The sequence below is a fragment of the Arthrobacter sp. NPDC058288 genome (assembly GCF_042880995.1).
Classification (GTDB): Bacteria; Actinomycetota; Actinomycetes; order Actinomycetales; family Micrococcaceae; genus Arthrobacter.
In genome coordinates, this window is sequence record NZ_JBHVYH010000001.1 from 369,853 (window position 1) to 386,363 (window position 16,511).

General features: G+C 66.6%; 12 protein-coding genes. 5 read left to right on the forward strand and 7 right to left on the reverse strand.

The window, feature by feature from the left end; all coding sequences use genetic code 11:
* The first annotated feature begins 110 nt into the window (after positions 1 to 110).
* The gene (gene argS / locus ACFVWT_RS01705) at positions 111 to 1,883 is read left to right on the forward strand and encodes an arginine--tRNA ligase (RefSeq protein WP_390244676.1); all 1,773 of its coding nucleotides are present in this window, start codon (positions 111 to 113) and stop codon (positions 1,881 to 1,883) included.
* 71 nt (positions 1,884 to 1,954) lie between these two features.
* Here argS and ACFVWT_RS01710 read toward each other — a convergent pair whose 3' ends face one another.
* The 6 genes from ACFVWT_RS01710 to ACFVWT_RS01735 all read right to left on the reverse strand — a co-directional run bounded on the left by ACFVWT_RS01710 (position 1,955) and on the right by ACFVWT_RS01735 (position 10,265).
* Positions 1,955 to 3,580: a glucoamylase family protein gene (locus ACFVWT_RS01710; protein ID WP_390244678.1), complete on the reverse strand. Its 1,626-nt coding sequence runs from the start codon at positions 3,578 to 3,580 to the stop codon at positions 1,955 to 1,957.
* The gene (locus tag ACFVWT_RS01715; protein WP_390244680.1) at positions 3,577 to 5,514 is read right to left on the reverse strand and encodes a glycoside hydrolase family 3 protein; all 1,938 of its coding nucleotides are present in this window, start codon (positions 5,512 to 5,514) and stop codon (positions 3,577 to 3,579) included. Before ACFVWT_RS01715 ends, ACFVWT_RS01710 begins: the two co-directional genes overlap by 4 nt.
* Before the next feature lie 50 nt (positions 5,515 to 5,564).
* Positions 5,565 to 6,500, reverse strand: coding sequence for a carbohydrate ABC transporter permease (locus tag ACFVWT_RS01720; RefSeq protein WP_390244682.1), 936 nt, complete (start codon positions 6,498 to 6,500; stop codon positions 5,565 to 5,567).
* Positions 6,501 to 6,512: 12 nt separating this feature from the next.
* The gene (locus ACFVWT_RS01725) at positions 6,513 to 7,451 is read right to left on the reverse strand and encodes a carbohydrate ABC transporter permease (protein ID WP_390247033.1); all 939 of its coding nucleotides are present in this window, start codon (positions 7,449 to 7,451) and stop codon (positions 6,513 to 6,515) included.
* 23 nt (positions 7,452 to 7,474) lie between these two features.
* Positions 7,475 to 8,749, reverse strand: coding sequence for a sugar ABC transporter substrate-binding protein (locus ACFVWT_RS01730; protein WP_390244684.1), 1,275 nt, complete (start codon positions 8,747 to 8,749; stop codon positions 7,475 to 7,477).
* Positions 8,750 to 9,170: 421 nt separating this feature from the next.
* The gene (locus tag ACFVWT_RS01735) at positions 9,171 to 10,265 is read right to left on the reverse strand and encodes a LacI family DNA-binding transcriptional regulator (protein WP_390244686.1); all 1,095 of its coding nucleotides are present in this window, start codon (positions 10,263 to 10,265) and stop codon (positions 9,171 to 9,173) included.
* A 346-nt stretch (positions 10,266 to 10,611) separates the two neighbouring features.
* Between ACFVWT_RS01735 and ACFVWT_RS01740 the strand changes: the two genes are divergently transcribed.
* The 4 genes from ACFVWT_RS01740 to ACFVWT_RS01755 are packed head-to-tail and all read left to right on the forward strand — an operon-like array spanning position 10,612 to position 15,369.
* Positions 10,612 to 12,033 (forward strand): extracellular solute-binding protein, encoded by a 1,422-nt coding sequence (locus tag ACFVWT_RS01740; RefSeq protein ID WP_390244688.1) that lies wholly within the window; start codon positions 10,612 to 10,614, stop codon positions 12,031 to 12,033.
* Positions 12,030 to 13,010 (forward strand): carbohydrate ABC transporter permease, encoded by a 981-nt coding sequence (locus tag ACFVWT_RS01745; protein ID WP_390244690.1) that lies wholly within the window; start codon positions 12,030 to 12,032, stop codon positions 13,008 to 13,010. Before ACFVWT_RS01740 ends, ACFVWT_RS01745 begins: the two co-directional genes overlap by 4 nt.
* Before the next feature lie 8 nt (positions 13,011 to 13,018).
* Entirely contained in the window at positions 13,019 to 13,921 is a 903-nt protein-coding gene (locus tag ACFVWT_RS01750; protein WP_390244692.1) for a carbohydrate ABC transporter permease, read from the forward strand.
* Positions 13,922 to 13,944: 23 nt separating this feature from the next.
* Complete coding sequence (locus tag ACFVWT_RS01755; RefSeq protein WP_390244694.1) at positions 13,945 to 15,369, forward strand: glycoside hydrolase family 32 protein; 1,425 nt, start codon at positions 13,945 to 13,947, stop codon at positions 15,367 to 15,369.
* Here the strand turns inward: ACFVWT_RS01755 and ACFVWT_RS01760 are convergent.
* Positions 15,366 to 16,478: a LacI family DNA-binding transcriptional regulator gene (locus tag ACFVWT_RS01760; RefSeq protein WP_390244696.1), complete on the reverse strand. Its 1,113-nt coding sequence runs from the start codon at positions 16,476 to 16,478 to the stop codon at positions 15,366 to 15,368. The two genes, ACFVWT_RS01755 and ACFVWT_RS01760, sit on opposite strands and share 4 nt — an antisense overlap.
* Between the last annotated feature and the right edge of the window lie 33 nt (positions 16,479 to 16,511).

The following is a 16,511-nucleotide window of genomic DNA, read 5'->3' on the forward strand; positions in this document are numbered from 1 at the left end:
CGACCGTTGCGCTATCACTTGTGGTCCTTTACGAGCAGCTTTGGGGACCATAAGTGATAGGGCAACGCGCGGGGGGCTGATAATTTGAGCTTGTGAATAATCCGGCCGAGATGGTTGTCCCCAGAGTCCAGGCAGCTATTGCCCAAGCGTTCGGCGAAGAGTTCCGGGACACCGACCCGGTTGTCCGGCCGTCGCAGTTCGCCGACATCCAGATCAACGCGGCCATGGCGCTCGCCAAGAAGGTCGGCCTGCCGCCACGCGACGCTGCTGCCCGGATCGTCGAGGCGCTGGAGTTGGACGGACTCTGCACCGCCGTGGAAATATCCGGCCCCGGCTTCATCAACCTCACGTTCGACGGCACCTGGATCGAGGAGCTTCTCAACGCCCAGGCGTCCCAGCCCCAGGCCGGGCCGGAGACGCAGGCCCGCCGCGTCGTCGTCGACTATTCCTCCCCAAACGTTGCGAAGGAAATGCACGTGGGCCACCTCCGCACCACCGTGGTGGGGGACAGCCTGGTCCGGGTCCTTGAGGCGCTGGGCCATACGGTGATCCGGCAGAACCACATCGGCGACTGGGGCACGCCGTTCGGCATGCTGATTGAGCACTGGCTGGAGATCGGCGAGGATTCGCCCGAGGCTGCCCTGCTGGTGGAGGACCCCAGTGCGTTCTACCAGGCAGCGCGGGCAAAGTTCGACAGCTCCGACGGCAGCCCGGACAGCTTTGCGACGCGGGCCCGCCTTCGCGTGGTGTCGCTCCAGTCGGCCCACGAGGAAACGTTGGACGTGTGGCAGCGGCTGGTGGACCATTCGAAGGTCTACTTCAATGCCATCTACGCCACCCTGGGAGTCAGCCTCGAGGACGACCATATCGCCGGCGAAAGCTCCTACGATCCCCATCTAGCACAGCTGTGCCAGGAACTGGAGGAGCGCGGGCTGGCCCGCGTCAGCGAGGGGGCGCTGTGCACGTTCCCGGCGGGTTTCAAGGGCAGGGACGGTGAACCGCTGCCGCTGATCATCCGCAAATCCGACGGCGGCTACGGGTACGCCACGACCGACCTCGCCACCATCCGGTACCGGGTCCACGAACTCCATGCCGACCGGATCCTCTACGTAGTGGGCGCCCCGCAGAACGTTCACCTCCGGATGGTTTTTGAGACCGCACGGGAGGCCGGTTGGCTCCCGGACACTGTGGAAGCCACGCATGTGCAGATCGGAAATGTGCTGGGCGAAGACGGCAAGATCCTGAAGTCGCGCTCGGGCACCCCGGTGAAGCTCATGGCCCTGCTGGATGAGGCCGTGGACCGTGCCCGCGCCGTGGTGGACTCGAGCCGCCCCGAGCTCTCGGAAGAGGAACGCGCGGTGACGGCCCGGCAGGTGGGCATCGGCGCAGTGAAGTACGCCGACCTCTCCACGGGCCACGACACCGAGTATGTCTTCGACTTCGACCGGATGCTGGCCCTCAGCGGCAACACCGGCCCCTACGTGCAGTACGCGGCGGCCCGGATCCGCTCCATCCTGCGGAAGGCGGGGGAGCCGACGGCGGCACCGGCCGTTTCGCCGGCGGGTGGGCCGGGCGAGGTGGCGGGGGAGCCGGCGGCGGCACCCAGGATCGCCGTCGTCGAACCGGCCGAGCGGGCCCTGGCACTGCACCTGCTGGAGTACGGGGCCACCCTCCGGAAAGTGGGCGAACTGCTGGAACCGCACCGGCTGTGTGCGTACCTGTTCGAACTCTCGCAGCTGTTCACCTCGTTCTACGACCAGTGCCCGGTGCTGAAGGCGGACGAGTCCGTCCGCCAGTCACGGCTCGCCTTGTGCGCACTGGTCCTCCACAGGCTCTCCGAGGGCCTGGACCTGCTGGGAATCGAGACTCCGGAGAACATGTAGCCCCAACGCTCTCTCACTTCCCGCCACGTGATGGCAGGAAGTGAGAGGGTATGCGCGCCCGGCGGGCGGGCTTAACCGACCAGTCCGGCGCCGAACTCCTCGACCTCGATCAGCGGTTTGATGACCTTCTCGACTTCGCCCTGGATGAAGTTGCGGCGGATCACGTTGTCGCCGAAGACGTTGCCGATCGCGCCGAGGACCATGGCCTGGTCCAGGGAAAGGTAGCGCCGGGCGATGGTTCCGGACTTGACCGCAACCGCATCGAAGAAGCCGCCGGCGCCATAGGCGGCGAGGTCGCGTTCGATCTTCACCAGGTTGTCGTACGCCTCGCGCGGCTCATACTCCATGGCCAGGAAGGCGGCGTGCGGGGTCACCACGCCGTCGCCCCAGGCCGGCGTCGGGTTGCCGGCGGGACGGCAGCCGTCGAAGCCGGTGTCCACGCTGGTGCGTTCGACGTCGGACGGGTAGCCGTCGCTGCTCATGCCCAGGGCGTCGACGCCCCACTCGGAGTAGCCGCCGTTCGGGTGGCTGGCGGGCGAGAAGCCCCAGTACCCGTACTTCGCGTCGTCCAGGCCGAACTCCCGCTGGGCGCGGACGGTGAGCGGGTGGTTGATGCCCCACGCCTTCGGCGCCCAGGCGGACTCCGGAACGAACAGGTCCGGCATCAGGGACTCGAACATGTCGCCGCCCCAGCTCGGCACGATCCGCATTCCGCGGTACGTGTAGGCGCCCTCGAACACAACGATTCCCTGGTACGTCCGAGTCTCGCCCACCGGCTTCTGTTCCTGCCAGGACCAGTCACAGGTGTCCGGGAAGACCCGCATGGTGGCGAAGTAGTGCGCCGGCGGAAGCTGGCCGAGGGCAATGCCGATGTACGTGGCGATCCGCGGCTCGGAGTTGGTGACGTCGTAGTGGTTCATCGTGTAGTACACGTCAGCGCCCTTGCCCAGATAGTTGCCCTGGACTGTTTCCACCGGTGGTTTGACGTCATAGAAGCCACCGCGCAGCAGCCCCGCCGCCACACCGGGCCGGGCGTCCTTGTCGTAGAAGATTCCGAAGTCCATCCTGCCCAGGATGGTGTTGGCCAGTCCGGCCACCTTCGGCTCGGCGTTGCGGACCACCATGAGCGCTGCTGCGAACCAGCCGTTGTCCACGCTGGACATGAACGGCGCCACGGGGTTTCCGTTCTCGGGCCACACGGTGATGACTTCGCCGGTGGCTTCGTCATACCAGTTGTAGAGCATGCCGCTGGGCTCGTGGTGCTTGAGGCCGGCCAGGGTGGTGAGGGTGCGGGTCAGCCGCTCCCGGCACTCGCTGGCGCTGATGATGTGCAGCTCCCGGGCCACCACGGTGCTCCACAGGTAGCCGCCGATGTTGGTGGGCGACGTGAAGCCGCTCCGCTTCGGTGCGGTGATGGACTCGCCGATGTAGTCGGCCGGCAGTCCGGTCACGGGATCGGTCATCGCGACCAGGGACTTCCAGGTGTCCTGCGCCCACCGGGTGATGACCTTGCGGTCCACCCCGCCCAGGTTTCGTGCGCGGGAGAAGTACGACGGCGACTGCGCGCCGGCCGCTGCGAAGCCGGGTTTCGCCGTAGCGGAGGCGAGTCCGGTGACGGCAAAGGCAGCCGCACCGGCGAGGAGCTGGCGGCGGGTGGCGGTGGAGAATCCCGGGGTTGCATCAAAGCGCCGGTTCATGAGCTCAGTCCTGACCGGGTGGCGGTGGCGGTTCCGGCCTGCGGCAGGTGCGGCAGCCGCAGGCCGTGTCCGAACCGGAAGAGGGGATCGGCGGTATCTCCGGGGACATCGGAGCGCGAAGCACGCACGGCGTCCATGGACCTCGGAATATCGAACGGGAGGCTGCCCTGCGGCTCAACGCGTCCGAACAGGGCATCGAGGAGGGCCGTGTCTGAGACGCCGAAGGTGCCCACCAGGGCCGCAGTGAACCCGGCCAGGGGCGTGAGGATGGCCGGCCGGTCCAGCCGCACGTCGATGATCAGCGGAACCTTCGCGGCCAGGGTGCGGAGCCGGGACACCAACCCGGGCGGGAAGTCCAGGCTTCCGGCGTGGAAGTGCTGTTCCAGGAACAGGTCGTCGCGGTGGTCCCAGGGGGAGTGCAGCCGGATCACGGCAACATCCGCCTGCTCGGGATCCTGCACCACAGTCCCGAAACCGTCGAAACTCAGCGGGTCCATTCCCTCGACGTAGACGGCGGGTGAGCCGGTCAGCGGCAGGGCGGTCCCGCCGTCGTGCGTTCCGTTGGCAAGTACCGTGACGGACCGTGCCTGCGCCCGGTGGCCCTCACGCCGGAACTCAGCGTTGCCCACGATTCCGGCCGCGGCGTCCTCGTCCACGAAGGGGTTGTCGAACAGGCCGAGCTGGAACTTGACCAGCAGCAGGCGGCGCGCGGATTCATCGAGGCGTTCCTCGCTGACCAGGCCGTCCCGGACCAGGCCGAGGAGCAGTTCGGTGCATTCCTCGCCGCCGAACTGGTCCACGCCGGCGTTGAGGATCTTCAGCATCCGCTCGGGGGCCGTGAGCTCTTCGACGCCCCAGGCCCGTGCCGGCAGCACCTGGTCGCCCACGATGTTGTCGTTGACCAGCTCCCAGTCGCTGAGCACCACGCCGTCGTAGCCGAGCTCGTCCCGGAGCAGGTTGGTGATGATCTGCTTGTTGTAGCCGAAGCCGACTTCCTCCACTGGTTCGCCGTCCAGCTCGACGCCGATCGGCATGCCGTAATAAGGCATGATGGCGCTGGTCTTCTCCGCTATGGCGGCCCGGAACGGAGCCAAGTGCTCGTCGAAACGGCCGCCGGGGTAGACCTGTTCGCGGCCGTAGGGGAAGTGCGCGTCCTCGCCGTCGCGCTGCGGACCGCCGCCCGGGAAGTGTTTGGTGGTGCAGGCAACGCTGTCCGGACCCAGCTCGTCGCCTTGGAACCCTTGGAGGTATTCCACGACGTACTTCGAACTGAGCTCCGAGTCCTGCCCGAAAGTTCCAGCCTGGCGGCACCAGCGCGGCTCGGTGGCGAGGTCCACGGTGGGGTGCAGCGCGGCACGGATGCCGACGGCGGTGTACTCCGTGCGGGCGATCTCGGCGAAGCGGCGGATGAGGTCGGCACTGCCGACTGCGGCCAGGCCGATCGGCTCGGGCCACTGGGAAAAGTGGGCCGCGGTGAACGAGACGCCGGAGTTCTCGATGAAGGCGTGCCGCGGGTCCGTGGAGATCGTGACCGGAATGCCGTGCGGGGTCTGCTCGGCAAGGGCCTGCAAGCTGTTGCTCCAGCGGGCTGCCTCACGGGCGGTGCCCAGCGCGTGGATGTTGAAGTGGTTCATGAACTTGCCCAGGATCACGGTGCTGGTGGGCGACTTGCTGATGTTGCCGGGTGTCTCCAGCAGGGTGCCGTGGGGGCCGGCTTCGATGACCGTGTGGAACATCAGGCCGGCCTTTTCCTCGAGGCTGAGGCGGGCCACGAGGTCGGCGGCGCGTTCGTGGGGGCTGAGGTCCGGGTTTTCGAAGGGATCCATGATCCCGTTGCCGTTGAGGTCCCGGTATCGGGTGCCGTTGTCAGCCACGGAGGTGACGGGGTTTCCGTGGTTTGCGTGGCGCGGGCTGGTGTGGGTATGTGAAGTCATGGGTGCTCTCTTGCGTCAGGTGAAGTCTGGAGGGGCAGGGAGATGGGGACCTATTTGATGCCCGTGGCTGCGACGCCCTGGATGAAGTACCGCTGCAGGGCGACGAACAGCAGGATGATCGGCGTGATGATCAGGACCGATCCGGCCAGGAGGAGCCCGTAGTCGGTGGCGTTCTGGCCGGTGGAATACAGCGACAGTGCCACCGGCAGGGTGTACATCTCTTCGCTCTGGGCAACGACCAGCGGCCAGAGGAAATTGTTCCAGGACCCCAGGAAGGTCAGGATGCCGAGGGTGGCCAGCGGCGGCCCGCACAGGGGCATCACGATCCGCAGGAAGGTGCGCAGTTCACCGGCACCGTCGATCCGGGCCGCTTCGATCAGGGAGTCCGGGATGCCCATGATGAACTGGCGCATCAGGAACACGCCCATCGGGGCCGCTAGGAACGGCAGGATCAGGGCAGGGTAGGTGCTGACCAGGCCCAGCTTGCTCACCATCACGAACAGGGGCACGAACGTGACCACGCCCGGGACCATCAGCATGACCATGACCAGCAGAAACAGGAAGCGCTTGCCCGGGAAATCCATCTTGGCCAGCGCGTAGCCCACCATGGAGCAGAACAGCAGGTTGCCGAGGACCGTGAACGCAGCCACCACCACGCTGTTCAGGAAGAACGTGCCGATGTGCAGCTCGTTGAACCAGACCAGGAAGTTGTCCAGCGTGGGCTGCTCGGGCCACCAGGTGATGGGCCGGCGGAGGAGCTCGCCCTGGGTCTTGAAGGCGCCGAGGAACATCCAGGCGAACGGCAGGAGGGTGGCGGAAACGGCAACCACCAGGACGGCGTAGGTCAGCGTGCGGCGCGCCGGCGCGCGCCGGCTGGACCGCCGTCGTGCGTTGGGTTCGGTTCTGGCGGGCGGCGCACTTTTCGGTTCCGGCGCAACGGGTGCTGCGGTGGCCGGAAGCGGTGCTGAAGTGTCAGGGATCGTCATGGGGATCGGTCCTCAGTCCTTGGATCGCAGGGCTCGGAATTGGAGCAGGCTCAACAGCGCGATGGCCACGAACAGCACATAGCTGGCCGCCGAGGCCAGTCCGTATTTGCCGAACCCGAACTGGTTGTACGTGAAGTAGCTGACCGACAGGGTCGAATCCAGCGGGCCGCCCTTTGTCATCACGAACGGTTCCTCGAAAAACTGCAGGAAGCCGACGGACAGCAGGACGGTTCCCAGTAGGAGGGTAGGGCGGAGCATGGGCAGGGTGATCCGCATGAACCGCTGCCAGGCGTTGGCGCCGTCCACTTCCGCGGCTTCGAGGATGTCGCCGGGGACAGCCTGCAGCCCGGCCAGGAAGATGATCATCAGCGTGCCCAGGTTCCGCCAGACGGCCAGCATGATCAGGGCCGGCATGGACCAGGTGGTGCTGTTCAGCCAGTCCGGGCCGGCGATGCCCACCCAGCCGAGGATGACGTTCAGCAGACCGTCAGGCTGGAGGATGAACCGCCATACAACGGCCACGGCCACAATGCTGGTGACCACGGGCGTGTAGAAGCCAACGCGGAAGGCCGTGCGGAAGCGGCTGATGCCGTTGTTGAGTGCCACGGCCAGCGCGAGGGCCAGGACGGTAGTGAGTGGAATCCCGGCCGCCACGAAATAGGCCGTGTTCAGCACGGAGTGCAGGAACTGCGGATTCCGGAAGAGCGCGGCATACTGCTCAAGTCCGACGAATCCCACCGCGAAGGGGTTCTCGATGTCGCGGCTGGTGAAGTCCGTGAAGGACATCAGGAACGATGAGACCAGCGGTCCCAGCATGAATACACCGAAGATAAGGACGAACGGCAGGGCGAACAGCCATGCCGTGAGGGCATTCCGGCGGCGCCGGGACTGTCCTGCACGGACCCTGGCGCGGGCCGGAGGCCTGCCGGCATTTTTGGTGCCGGCAGGCATCACGTCTGTCGTGGTGGCCACTGTTACTTCCCGGTGCCGATCGAATCTGCGGCCTGCTGCAGGGACTTCAACGCCTCCGCGGGGTCCTTGCCGGCCTTGACGATCTGTTCGATTTCGCTGTCAGCGGCGGCGGCAACCTGGGTCCACGTGGAAACGGCCGGCGGGTTGTTGGTGGTCTTGAGCTGGTCGCCGAAGACGGAGAGCTTGCTGTCCGATGCCAGTGACTGATCCTTCCAGGCGCTCTGCTGCGAGGGGAGGTCGCCGGTGGCCTTGTACCACTTGAGCTGGACCTCGGGCTTGGACAGCCACTGAAGGAGCTTCCAGGAAGCATCGCGGTTCTTGGACTTCTTGAACACCACCATGTTGGAGCCGCCGACGAAGGACGTTGAAGTCTTCTCCGTGGGCATCGGGGCAACCTTGTACTTGTCCTCGAAGCCCGCGCCGCCGGCCTTGTTGAGCAGGCCGACGTGCCACGGGCCGCTGATCATCATGGGGGCGGAACCGTCCACGAAGGATGCTTCGGCAGTAGTGCCCGTGGACACGGCCTTGGACGCGAGCCCATCAGCGAAGAAGCTGGAGTAGTACTTCAGTGCCTCTGCCGCTTCCGGGGTGTCAAGGGTCCACTTGGTGCCGTCGTCGTTCATCAGCTTCGCGCCGTTGGACCACTGGAACGGGAGGGTGTCCAGGTAGGAGCCGGCGACGCCGGCGGGCAGCTGGACCCCGTATTTTGCCCCGGCCTTCTCCTGCAGACCCTTGGCAAGGGCTTTGAAGTCATCCCAGGTTTCGGGCGCCTTGGTGATGCCGGCCTTCTCCGCCAGGTCGCTGCGGTAGTAGACCACGCGGGTGTCGACGTACCACGGCACTCCGTAGGTGGTTCCTTCGACTTCGGTCGACTTCACCGAACCGGGGAAGAAGTCGCTGGCGTCGATCTCCTTCGGCGTCGCGTCGAAGGAGCTGGCGAAATCGCCCATCCAGGTGGTGCCCATCTGGGCGACGTCCGGTGTTGTCCCGCCGGCGATGGCGGTCTTGTATTTGCTGAGCGCCGCGTCCCAGGGGATGGCCGTGACGTTGACTTTGACGCCGGGATTCTCGGCCTCGAACTCCTTGAGCAATGCCGGAAGGGCTTCGCCTTCGCTGCCCTGTGCCCACAGGGTAATGGTGCCGGATGCCTGGCCTGAGGCAATGGGCTTGGCCGATGACGCTGCGGATGAACCCGCGGAGTCCCTGCCGCAGCCGGTCATCAGCAGCGCTGCGGCAAGGCCGATTGCGGCTGCCTTCGTTGCGTTCGGACGGATCATCATTGTTCCTTTCGTGGGTCCCCGCATGCTCGGCCGGCTTGGCCGGTGCGTGGGCCTGTGCTTGGCCTCTTGTGCAGCGGGGCGGGCCTGTGAGGGCGCCGTTCTGCAAAGTATCTAAGCGCTTTGATTTATCGCTCAGATCAATCTAAGCGCATTGAATGTGATGTTGGCAACAGTTAGTCCAAAGAAAGTTGTTACCCGGGGAGTGGGCACCGGCGGCGGAGGGACGTCCCGAAGGGGCCTTGGAGTGGCCGGAAGGGGCGGCGACGGGGCGTCCCGGGGCGTGGCGGAGTGCGTTTTTCCGGGGCGCGGCGGAGTGCGCGGCGGGGGAACAACTCCAGTGGGGGAGTGCGAAGGCGAGGGAAGGCGCCCGGACGGCGCCGTCGTCGTCGGGTGCCTCTGTTATTCGGCGTGGCGGGTTCTAGCCCGGCTGGCAGCCACAGCTTTCACGCAGCACGACGCGGACGGGAAGCCGGCGGGCCACCGGGGGCTTGTCGGGATGGTCCAGTCGGTCCAGGAGCAGTTCCACCATGGTGCGCCCCATTTGTTCCATGGGCTGGCGCACGGTGGTCAGCGACGGCTTGATGACCCGCCCGGCAGCGATGCCATCGAAGCCTGTCACGGCAACATCCTTGGGAATCCCCACGCCGGCGGCAGCCAAGGCATCCATCACCACCAGTGCGTCCTGATCGGTGGCGCACACAAAGGCCTCGGGCAATGAGCCCTGCCGGCAGATGTCGCTGACGACTTCCGTGAGGGACTGTTCGCTGCCGCACGGGTACTTCGGCTCGCGCGCTGTTGGCAGTCCCGCATCGTGAAGTGCCCCGAGGAACCCCTCGAGCCGCTCCTCATTGTCCGAGGACGGCATGCCTCCGAGGAACATCAAATCCGAGAGTCCGTGAGCTGAGATGAGGTGTTCGGTGATGGCCCGCACCCCGGAAATGTTGTCCACCGTCACGTGGTCCAGTTCGCGGTTATGCACGTTCTCGGAGACTTCCACCACGGGGATGCGCCGGGCGATCCGCGCGAGGGCTTCGCTCGGGACGGACCGCGGAAACACGGCCAGGCCGTCAACGCGGCCGGCAATGTCCGACAGCATGGCCTCGTTGTTTTCCGGATTTCCGCCGCCTACGAGCAGCGCCTGCCCCCGGCGCCAGCACTCGAGTTCAACGCCGCGCTGGACCTCGTCCACATACAGCGGAAACAGCCGAAGATCCTCGTTGCGGCGCTCAAGGTCGGCCTCCGCGGGGTGGAGCGGGTCCTGGCCTTCGCCGCGGATTCCGCCGGCCGGGTCCAACAGGTAGTCGTAGGCAAATAGACCCAGGGCGCCGGTGCGGCCCCTGGCCAGGCCGCGTGCGCTGGCGCTGGGGACGTAGCCCAGTTCTTCCGCGGCAGCGAGGACAAGTTCGCGCGTGGACGCCTTCACTTTGTCGGGCTGCCGGAACGTGAACGAGACAGTCGCGATGGAAACACCCGCGCGCTCCGCGACGTGATAAACCGTGGGACCTTTTGCCATTTCACTTCTCCTTCTCCCATGAGTCTATGCGCTTAGCATTCCCCTGTGGAGTCAGCGACCGTTCCAGCGCGCTCTCCGATCCTGCGCCTTTTGTTGCAACGCTCCCTCCGACGCCGCGGCCTGCCAGGTCATGGACCAGGTCAGGGCGTGGCGGGAGGGCGCTCCGGGGCTTCCAGGCGCAGGAGGTGGGGGAGGGGGCGGGTGAAGTGGCAGGGGGTGAGGGAGGGGTCCGAAAAAGCCGCAGGAAGGGGGAGGGCGTCGCATTACGGACCAGATCATTGTGACGCTTGACACGTGTTAGGTGCGCCATCTAAAGTTCCTAACACGTGTTAGGAAGGAAAATGACATGACCGGAGCCACAAGCGGGCATCTGCGGGAAATCACCCGTCGTACCGCCCTTGGTGCCCTCGGCGCGGGAATCATCGGAGCAACTGTGGCGTCGTGGCCGCGGCTCTCCGGGACGGACATTCCTGGCCGCGGGGACAACAGCCTCAGCATCGCCATCATGGGCACCGCCGCGGACGCCGCTGCCCGCCAGCGCGCCATCGATGCCTTCACCCGCCTCCACCCAGAGATCAGGGTCAAGGTCCAGGCCATCCAGGCCGTCGACTGGAAGGACTTCTTCACCAAGATCCTCACCATGGTGGCCGCGGGCACCCCGCCCGATGTGGTCTACGTGGCCACCGAAGGCGCCCAGCTGTTCGCCGAAAAGCTCGCCCACCCGCTGGACGAGTACGTGCGTCGCGACGCCGCGGACATGGCCGAGTTCTTCGACGACGTCCACCCCAGCCTGGTGGAGGCGTTCATGTACAAAGGCAGCCTGTACCAGCTCCCCATGGACTGGAACGCCGCCAACATGTACTACAACACCAAAGCATTCGCGCAGGCCGGCCTCGAACGCCCGGCGGATGACTGGAACCACATGGACTTCCGCAACAGCCTAGCCGCCATGCGGAAGGCCAGGACCTCGGACTTCACGCCCTACTACTGGACCAACCGGCTCTTCGGCGGAGTGGTGCCGTGGCTCTACGCCAACGACACCAGCTTCCTGAAGGAGACAAGGTCCGCCGGGGGAGAGTGGCTCTGGGACGGTTTCTACGCCAACGATCCTTCCCGCGGCCTCCGCTCCGGCGGCTACCAGTGGCTGGAACCCAACGCCAATGACGACCGCGTGTTCGAGTCCTTCGACTACCTCCGCGGGCTGGTCAAGGACGGGCTCGGCGTCCGCCCCGAGGAAGGCGGCGGCAGCTCACTGGTGGGACTGTTCGCATCCAACCGCATCGGGACCACCCCGGCCGGCGGCTACTGGGTGCAGGGCCTGCACGAAGCCGGGATGGGCGAAAGCGACTTCGACGTCCAGTTCTTCCCGCGCTGGAAGACCCAGCGCCACCAGTTCGGCACCGCAGGCTACGCGATCATGAAGACCGCGAAGGACAAGGACGCCGCCTGGGAATGGATCAAGTTCAGCTCCAGCCGCGAGGCCATGGAACTGATCTTCCCCAACCCGATTACGACGCCGGCACGACGCTCCATGGTCAACGAACAGTTGTACGCAGGCAAGGGGCCCGCCCACTGGAAGGTCTTCTACGACACCCTGGACCGATTCCCCACTACTGGCCCCATCCCGGCGCCACCCCAGCAGGCCGCCGTCGAAACGGCCCTGATGAAGAACGTATCCCTCGCAGTCAGCGGCGACGAGCGCCAGCTCAAGCAGGCCCTCGCCTCCATGCAGCGAGACCTTGAACTGGCCCTGAGGAGGCAGTCATGAGCACCACCACCCCGCACCGGGAACGGCCGAAGCGGGCCGCCGGGCCGGCGGCGTCGGGGGTTGCACCCGTCGGCGCCCACGCCAACAACACCGCAACCAAGGCGCGGCACAGCCAGCGCTGGCTGGCCTGGATCTTCCTGGCGCCCACCATCCTCGGCATGGGCCTGTTCACCCTGGTCCCGATCGTGGCGTCCGTGGTCCTTGCCTTCTTCCGCTGGGACATCATTTCCGCGCCGACCTTCGTGGGTTTCGACAACTTTTCCGAAGTGGTCCAGGACCCCACTGTCCGGGTGTCCTTCCTGAACACCATCGCGTTCGTGGTGGTGGCCGTGGCCCTCCAGTTGGGGCTCGCCCTGGCACTGGCCGTTATGGTGCAGGAGAAGATGCCGGCCTGGCTGCGCGTGTTCTTCCGCTCCGCCTTTTTCTTCCCGTTGATCCTGTCCGCGGCCTCCGTATCCATCTTCATGCGGTACCTCTTCAACGAGCAGTTCGGCGTGGTCAACTGGTTCCTGTCCCTCGTGGGCATCCCCGCAGTGCCCTGGCTGACCACACCGGGCGGGTCTGCCGCCGTCGTGATTCTGGTTTATGTGTGGCAGAACTTCGGGTTCTCCTTCCTGCTGTTTATCGGCGGGCTGGCTTCCATTCCCGTGGAGACATACGAAGCAGCCGCGATCGACGGCGCCACCGGCTGGCGCAAGCACCTGCACGTGACACTGCCGCTGCTGAGCCCCACCACACTTGTGGCATCGGTGATGGCCATCATCAGCGCCCTGCAGGTGTTCGACCAGCCCTACGTGCTAACCCGCGGCGGCCCCGGCGACTCCACGCGCACCGCCGTCATGGTCATCTTTGAATCGGCCTTCCAGCGCCTCGAGTTCGGTCAGGCGTCCGCCATCGGCGTGCTGCTCACCCTGATCATCATGGCCATCACGGCCGCGCAGTTCCGGCTCAGCAAACGATTCGTCTTCTACCAGTAAGGCCAGCCATGACAACCACAACAGACCACGGCCTGGCCGGACATTCCCCCCGACTGTCCGAAGGCCTCCCGGAAACGTCACCCAACCGGCGCCGGTTCAACGGGGCCTTCGCCATCCGCATCGTCCTGCTGCTCCTCGCGGCAGCCCTGACGCTGGGCCCGGTGCTGTGGACCCTGTCCACCTCGCTGCGGTCGCCGTCGGAATCCTTCAAGCTTCCGCCGTCGTTCATCCCCTGGAACCCCGACTTCACGTCCTACGGCGAAGTATTCCAGCAGCTGAATATCTTCCTGCTCGTCCTCAACAGCGCCCTGGTGACCGGGCTGATCGCGGTGGGCCAGATGGTCTCTGCAGCGCTGGCAGGCTACGCGTTCGCGCACCTGAAGTTCCGCGGCCGCGGCGCACTCTTCTCGATTGTGCTCGCCACGATGATGGTGCCGGTGCAGGTCACGATCGTTCCCGTCTTCATGCTGATCCGCGGCATGGGCCTCTCGGACACGCTGCTGGCGCTGATCCTGCCGGCCATTCCGACGGCGTTCGGCACCTTCCTGATGCGCCAGTACTTCATGGGGCTGCCGGCTGAGCTGGCCGAGGCCGCCTCGATCGACGGCGCCTCGCCCTGGCGTACGTTCCGTTCCGTCTATGCACCGCTGGCGATGCCCGGCATGGCGATCGTGGGAATCCTCGCCTTCAACTTCCACTGGAACGAATTCTTCCGCCCGCTCATCCTGACCATCTCCGAGCAAAACTTCACGCTCCCGCTGGGACTCGTCTCGCTCCAGGGCAACCTGGGAACCGGCAGCATCTCCGTGGTGCTCGCAGGCGTGGTCCTATCCATGATTCCGGCGCTGGTGGTCTTTATGTTCGGCCAGCGCGCACTCCAGGACGGCCTCACGGCCGGCACCGGAAAATAACCTACCCACCGAAAGGCCCCGCCATGCCCTCCCCGGACCTCGCCGCCGTCCGTTTCGACGACGTCGCCGCCCACCACCCCGACCCCGCCTTCCCGCGTTTCCACCCGCGTCCCGCGCAGGGCTGGATCAACGACCCCAACGGCGTCAGCTTCATCAACGGCCGGTACCACGTGTTCTTCCAGTACAACCCGGACTCCGCCCGGCACCACCGGATCGCCTGGGGCCACGTCAGTTCCGCCGACCTGGTGCGCTGGGAGGAACACCCGGTAGCGCTCCGCCCGCAGCACGGCGGGCCGGATGAGTACGGCTGCTGGACCGGTGTGGTGACGGACGACGGCGGCGTTCCCACCGCCGCGTACTCCGGCGTCCGCGGCGACGGCGGCCACTCGCAGGTGGTCATCGCCCGTGGCTCGGAGGACCTGGTCCATTGGGAGCAGACCGGCCACGTGGCGGCTTCGATGCCCGACGACGGACAGGTCACCGCGGTGCGGGACCCGTTCATCTTCCGGTTCAACGGGAAGCGGTACGCCATGCAGGGCGCCGGCCTGGCCAACGGGCATGCCGCTCTGCTCCTGTACACCGTGGAGGACATGTCCGACTGGAAGTACCAGGGCATCTGGCTGACCTCGGAGAACCCGGTGGCCTCGGAGTTCACACCGGCCGAAATCTGGGAGTGCCCGCAGCTGGTGCGGGTGCCGGATGCGTCCGCGGCCGCAGGCGATTCCGGGACCTGGCTGATGATGTTCTCGCTCTGGCTCTCCGGCGACGCGCACGAGCACGCCAACGGCGTGGGCCACCTGATCGGTTCGCTGACTGAGCACCCTGAAACCGGGCTGCCCGTGTTCACGCCCCGCGGCGGCGGCAAGTCGGACCATGGACGCGACTTCTACGCTCCGCAGGTGGCGGCCTTGGAGGACCGGGCCCTGCTGTGGGGCTGGGCCAACGAGGGTCCGGGCCGTGACGGACGGCGCGGCCGCAGCCAGGACGAAATCGACACCGCCGGCTGGGCCGGGGTGCTGACCTTCCCGCGTGAGCTGTCGGTGGTTGACGGTGCCCTGGCGGTGAGTCCCGCCCCCGAAATCGATGCGTACCGGGGAAGGCTTGCGGCCAGCCAGGCCGCAGGGACCGTTCAGCTGCCGCCGTTTGCCGAGGCCCTGGTGACCGCCGGCGGCGGGACCGATGCCGGCGGCGGGACCGATGCCGGCGGCGGGGACACCGCCGTCGAACTCGTGCTCGTGGGTGACGGTGCGCGGCAGACCGTGTTCAGCGGAACCATCGAGCCGGGGGAGGAACTGCGTGTCTTCGTGGATGCCTCGCTGGTGGAGGTGTACCGGGCCGGCTCGGTGGCCACAACGCTGCGTGCCTACCCGGCTGCCGGTGAAGAGTGGCAGTTGCTGCTTCCCGCCGGTGCCACCGCCGAGGTCTGGGAACTCGGGCAGCCGTCCTAGCGCCCGGCCGGCACAGGACCGGTGGAATCCCGGACCACCAGCCGGCACGGAACCATCGTCACCTCGCTGGCAGCGGCTCCGGTTCCAGCACTGGAACCGGAGCCGTTGCTGGCACCCGGGCCGTCGTCGTCGTGCTTTCCGGTGGGGGCTGACCCCACGTCGGTGAGCAGCGCCGTCATAGCGGCTGCGCCCATCTCCCGCAGCGGAAGGGCCATGGTACTGAGCGCGGGGACCATGTTCCTGGCGATGCGGAATTCGTCGTCGTAGCCCATGACCGACACGTCCTGCGGGACGCTGAGCCCCAGCCGGTAGCAGGCCAGTACGACGCCGATGGCCAGGCGGTCGTTGGCGCACAGGATCGCGGTGGGGCGGCCGGCCGGTTCCACGCCGTCGAGGAGTTTCATGGCGCCGTGGAAACCGGCGTCGATGTCCCAGCCGACCTGGAGGACGCGGTCTTCGTTGACGGACAGGCCCGCGCCGGTAAAGGCTTCGCGGTAGCCCTCAATCCGGCGCGGCGCCGCGGGGGTCAGGGAGTCGCCGGCGAGGAAGGCGATGTCCCGGTGGCCCAGCGACATCACGTGCTTGGCGGCTTCACGCCCACCGCGGACCTCGTCCGGGATAACGGCCGGCAGCCCGGCGTCCGGACGGTCGTCGAAGCAGTTGGCCAGGATCGACGGGACCCGGGCCATGTTCGGCGGCACGTGCAGCGGACGCAGGCCCACGGTGACGTACATCAGCCCGTCCACCTGCCGGTCCAGCAGGGTTTCCACGGCACTTTCGTCCCGCGATTCGTCCAGCTCCGTGTCCATCACCACGGTCACGAAGCCCTGAGACCGCGCCACGGCGTCCGCTCCCGCGATGATGTTGCCGTCGAACGGGCTGGTGACCACCTGGTCCGACACGATCCCGATGACCCGTGACTGCTGGTTGCGCAGGCTCAGGGCGATCTTGTTGGGGGAGTAGTTGAGCGCCGCGGCGGCTTCGCGGATACGCTGCTGACTTTCGAGGGCCACATTGCCGTCGCCCCGCCCGTTCAGTACGAGCGACACTGCGCTGCGCGAGACGCCCGCCAGCTTGGCGACGTCCAGTGCGGTGGCCTTGCGGTTCATGGGCTGATCCTCCGGATGGTAATCACTGCTTTG

Bases quoted from the DNA above. Each gene is read 5' to 3' on its own strand.
- argS (WP_390244676.1), top strand. From the start codon at position 111: ATGGTTGTCCCCAGAGTCCAGGCAGCTATTGCCCAAGCGTTCGGCGAA.
- ACFVWT_RS01710 (WP_390244678.1), bottom strand. From the start codon at position 3,580: ATGAACCGGCGCTTTGATGCAACCCCGGGATTCTCCACCGCCACCCGC.
- ACFVWT_RS01715 (WP_390244680.1), bottom strand. From the start codon at position 5,514: ATGACTTCACATACCCACACCAGCCCGCGCCACGCAAACCACGGAAAC.
- ACFVWT_RS01720 (WP_390244682.1), bottom strand. From the start codon at position 6,500: ATGACGATCCCTGACACTTCAGCACCGCTTCCGGCCACCGCAGCACCC.
- ACFVWT_RS01725 (WP_390247033.1), bottom strand. From the start codon at position 7,451: ATGCCTGCCGGCACCAAAAATGCCGGCAGGCCTCCGGCCCGCGCCAGG.
- ACFVWT_RS01730 (WP_390244684.1), bottom strand. From the start codon at position 8,749: ATGATCCGTCCGAACGCAACGAAGGCAGCCGCAATCGGCCTTGCCGCA.
- ACFVWT_RS01735 (WP_390244686.1), bottom strand. From the start codon at position 10,265: ATGGCAAAAGGTCCCACGGTTTATCACGTCGCGGAGCGCGCGGGTGTT.
- ACFVWT_RS01740 (WP_390244688.1), top strand. From the start codon at position 10,612: ATGACCGGAGCCACAAGCGGGCATCTGCGGGAAATCACCCGTCGTACC.
- ACFVWT_RS01745 (WP_390244690.1), top strand. From the start codon at position 12,030: ATGAGCACCACCACCCCGCACCGGGAACGGCCGAAGCGGGCCGCCGGG.
- ACFVWT_RS01750 (WP_390244692.1), top strand. From the start codon at position 13,019: ATGACAACCACAACAGACCACGGCCTGGCCGGACATTCCCCCCGACTG.
- ACFVWT_RS01755 (WP_390244694.1), top strand. From the start codon at position 13,945: ATGCCCTCCCCGGACCTCGCCGCCGTCCGTTTCGACGACGTCGCCGCC.
- ACFVWT_RS01760 (WP_390244696.1), bottom strand. From the start codon at position 16,478: ATGAACCGCAAGGCCACCGCACTGGACGTCGCCAAGCTGGCGGGCGTC.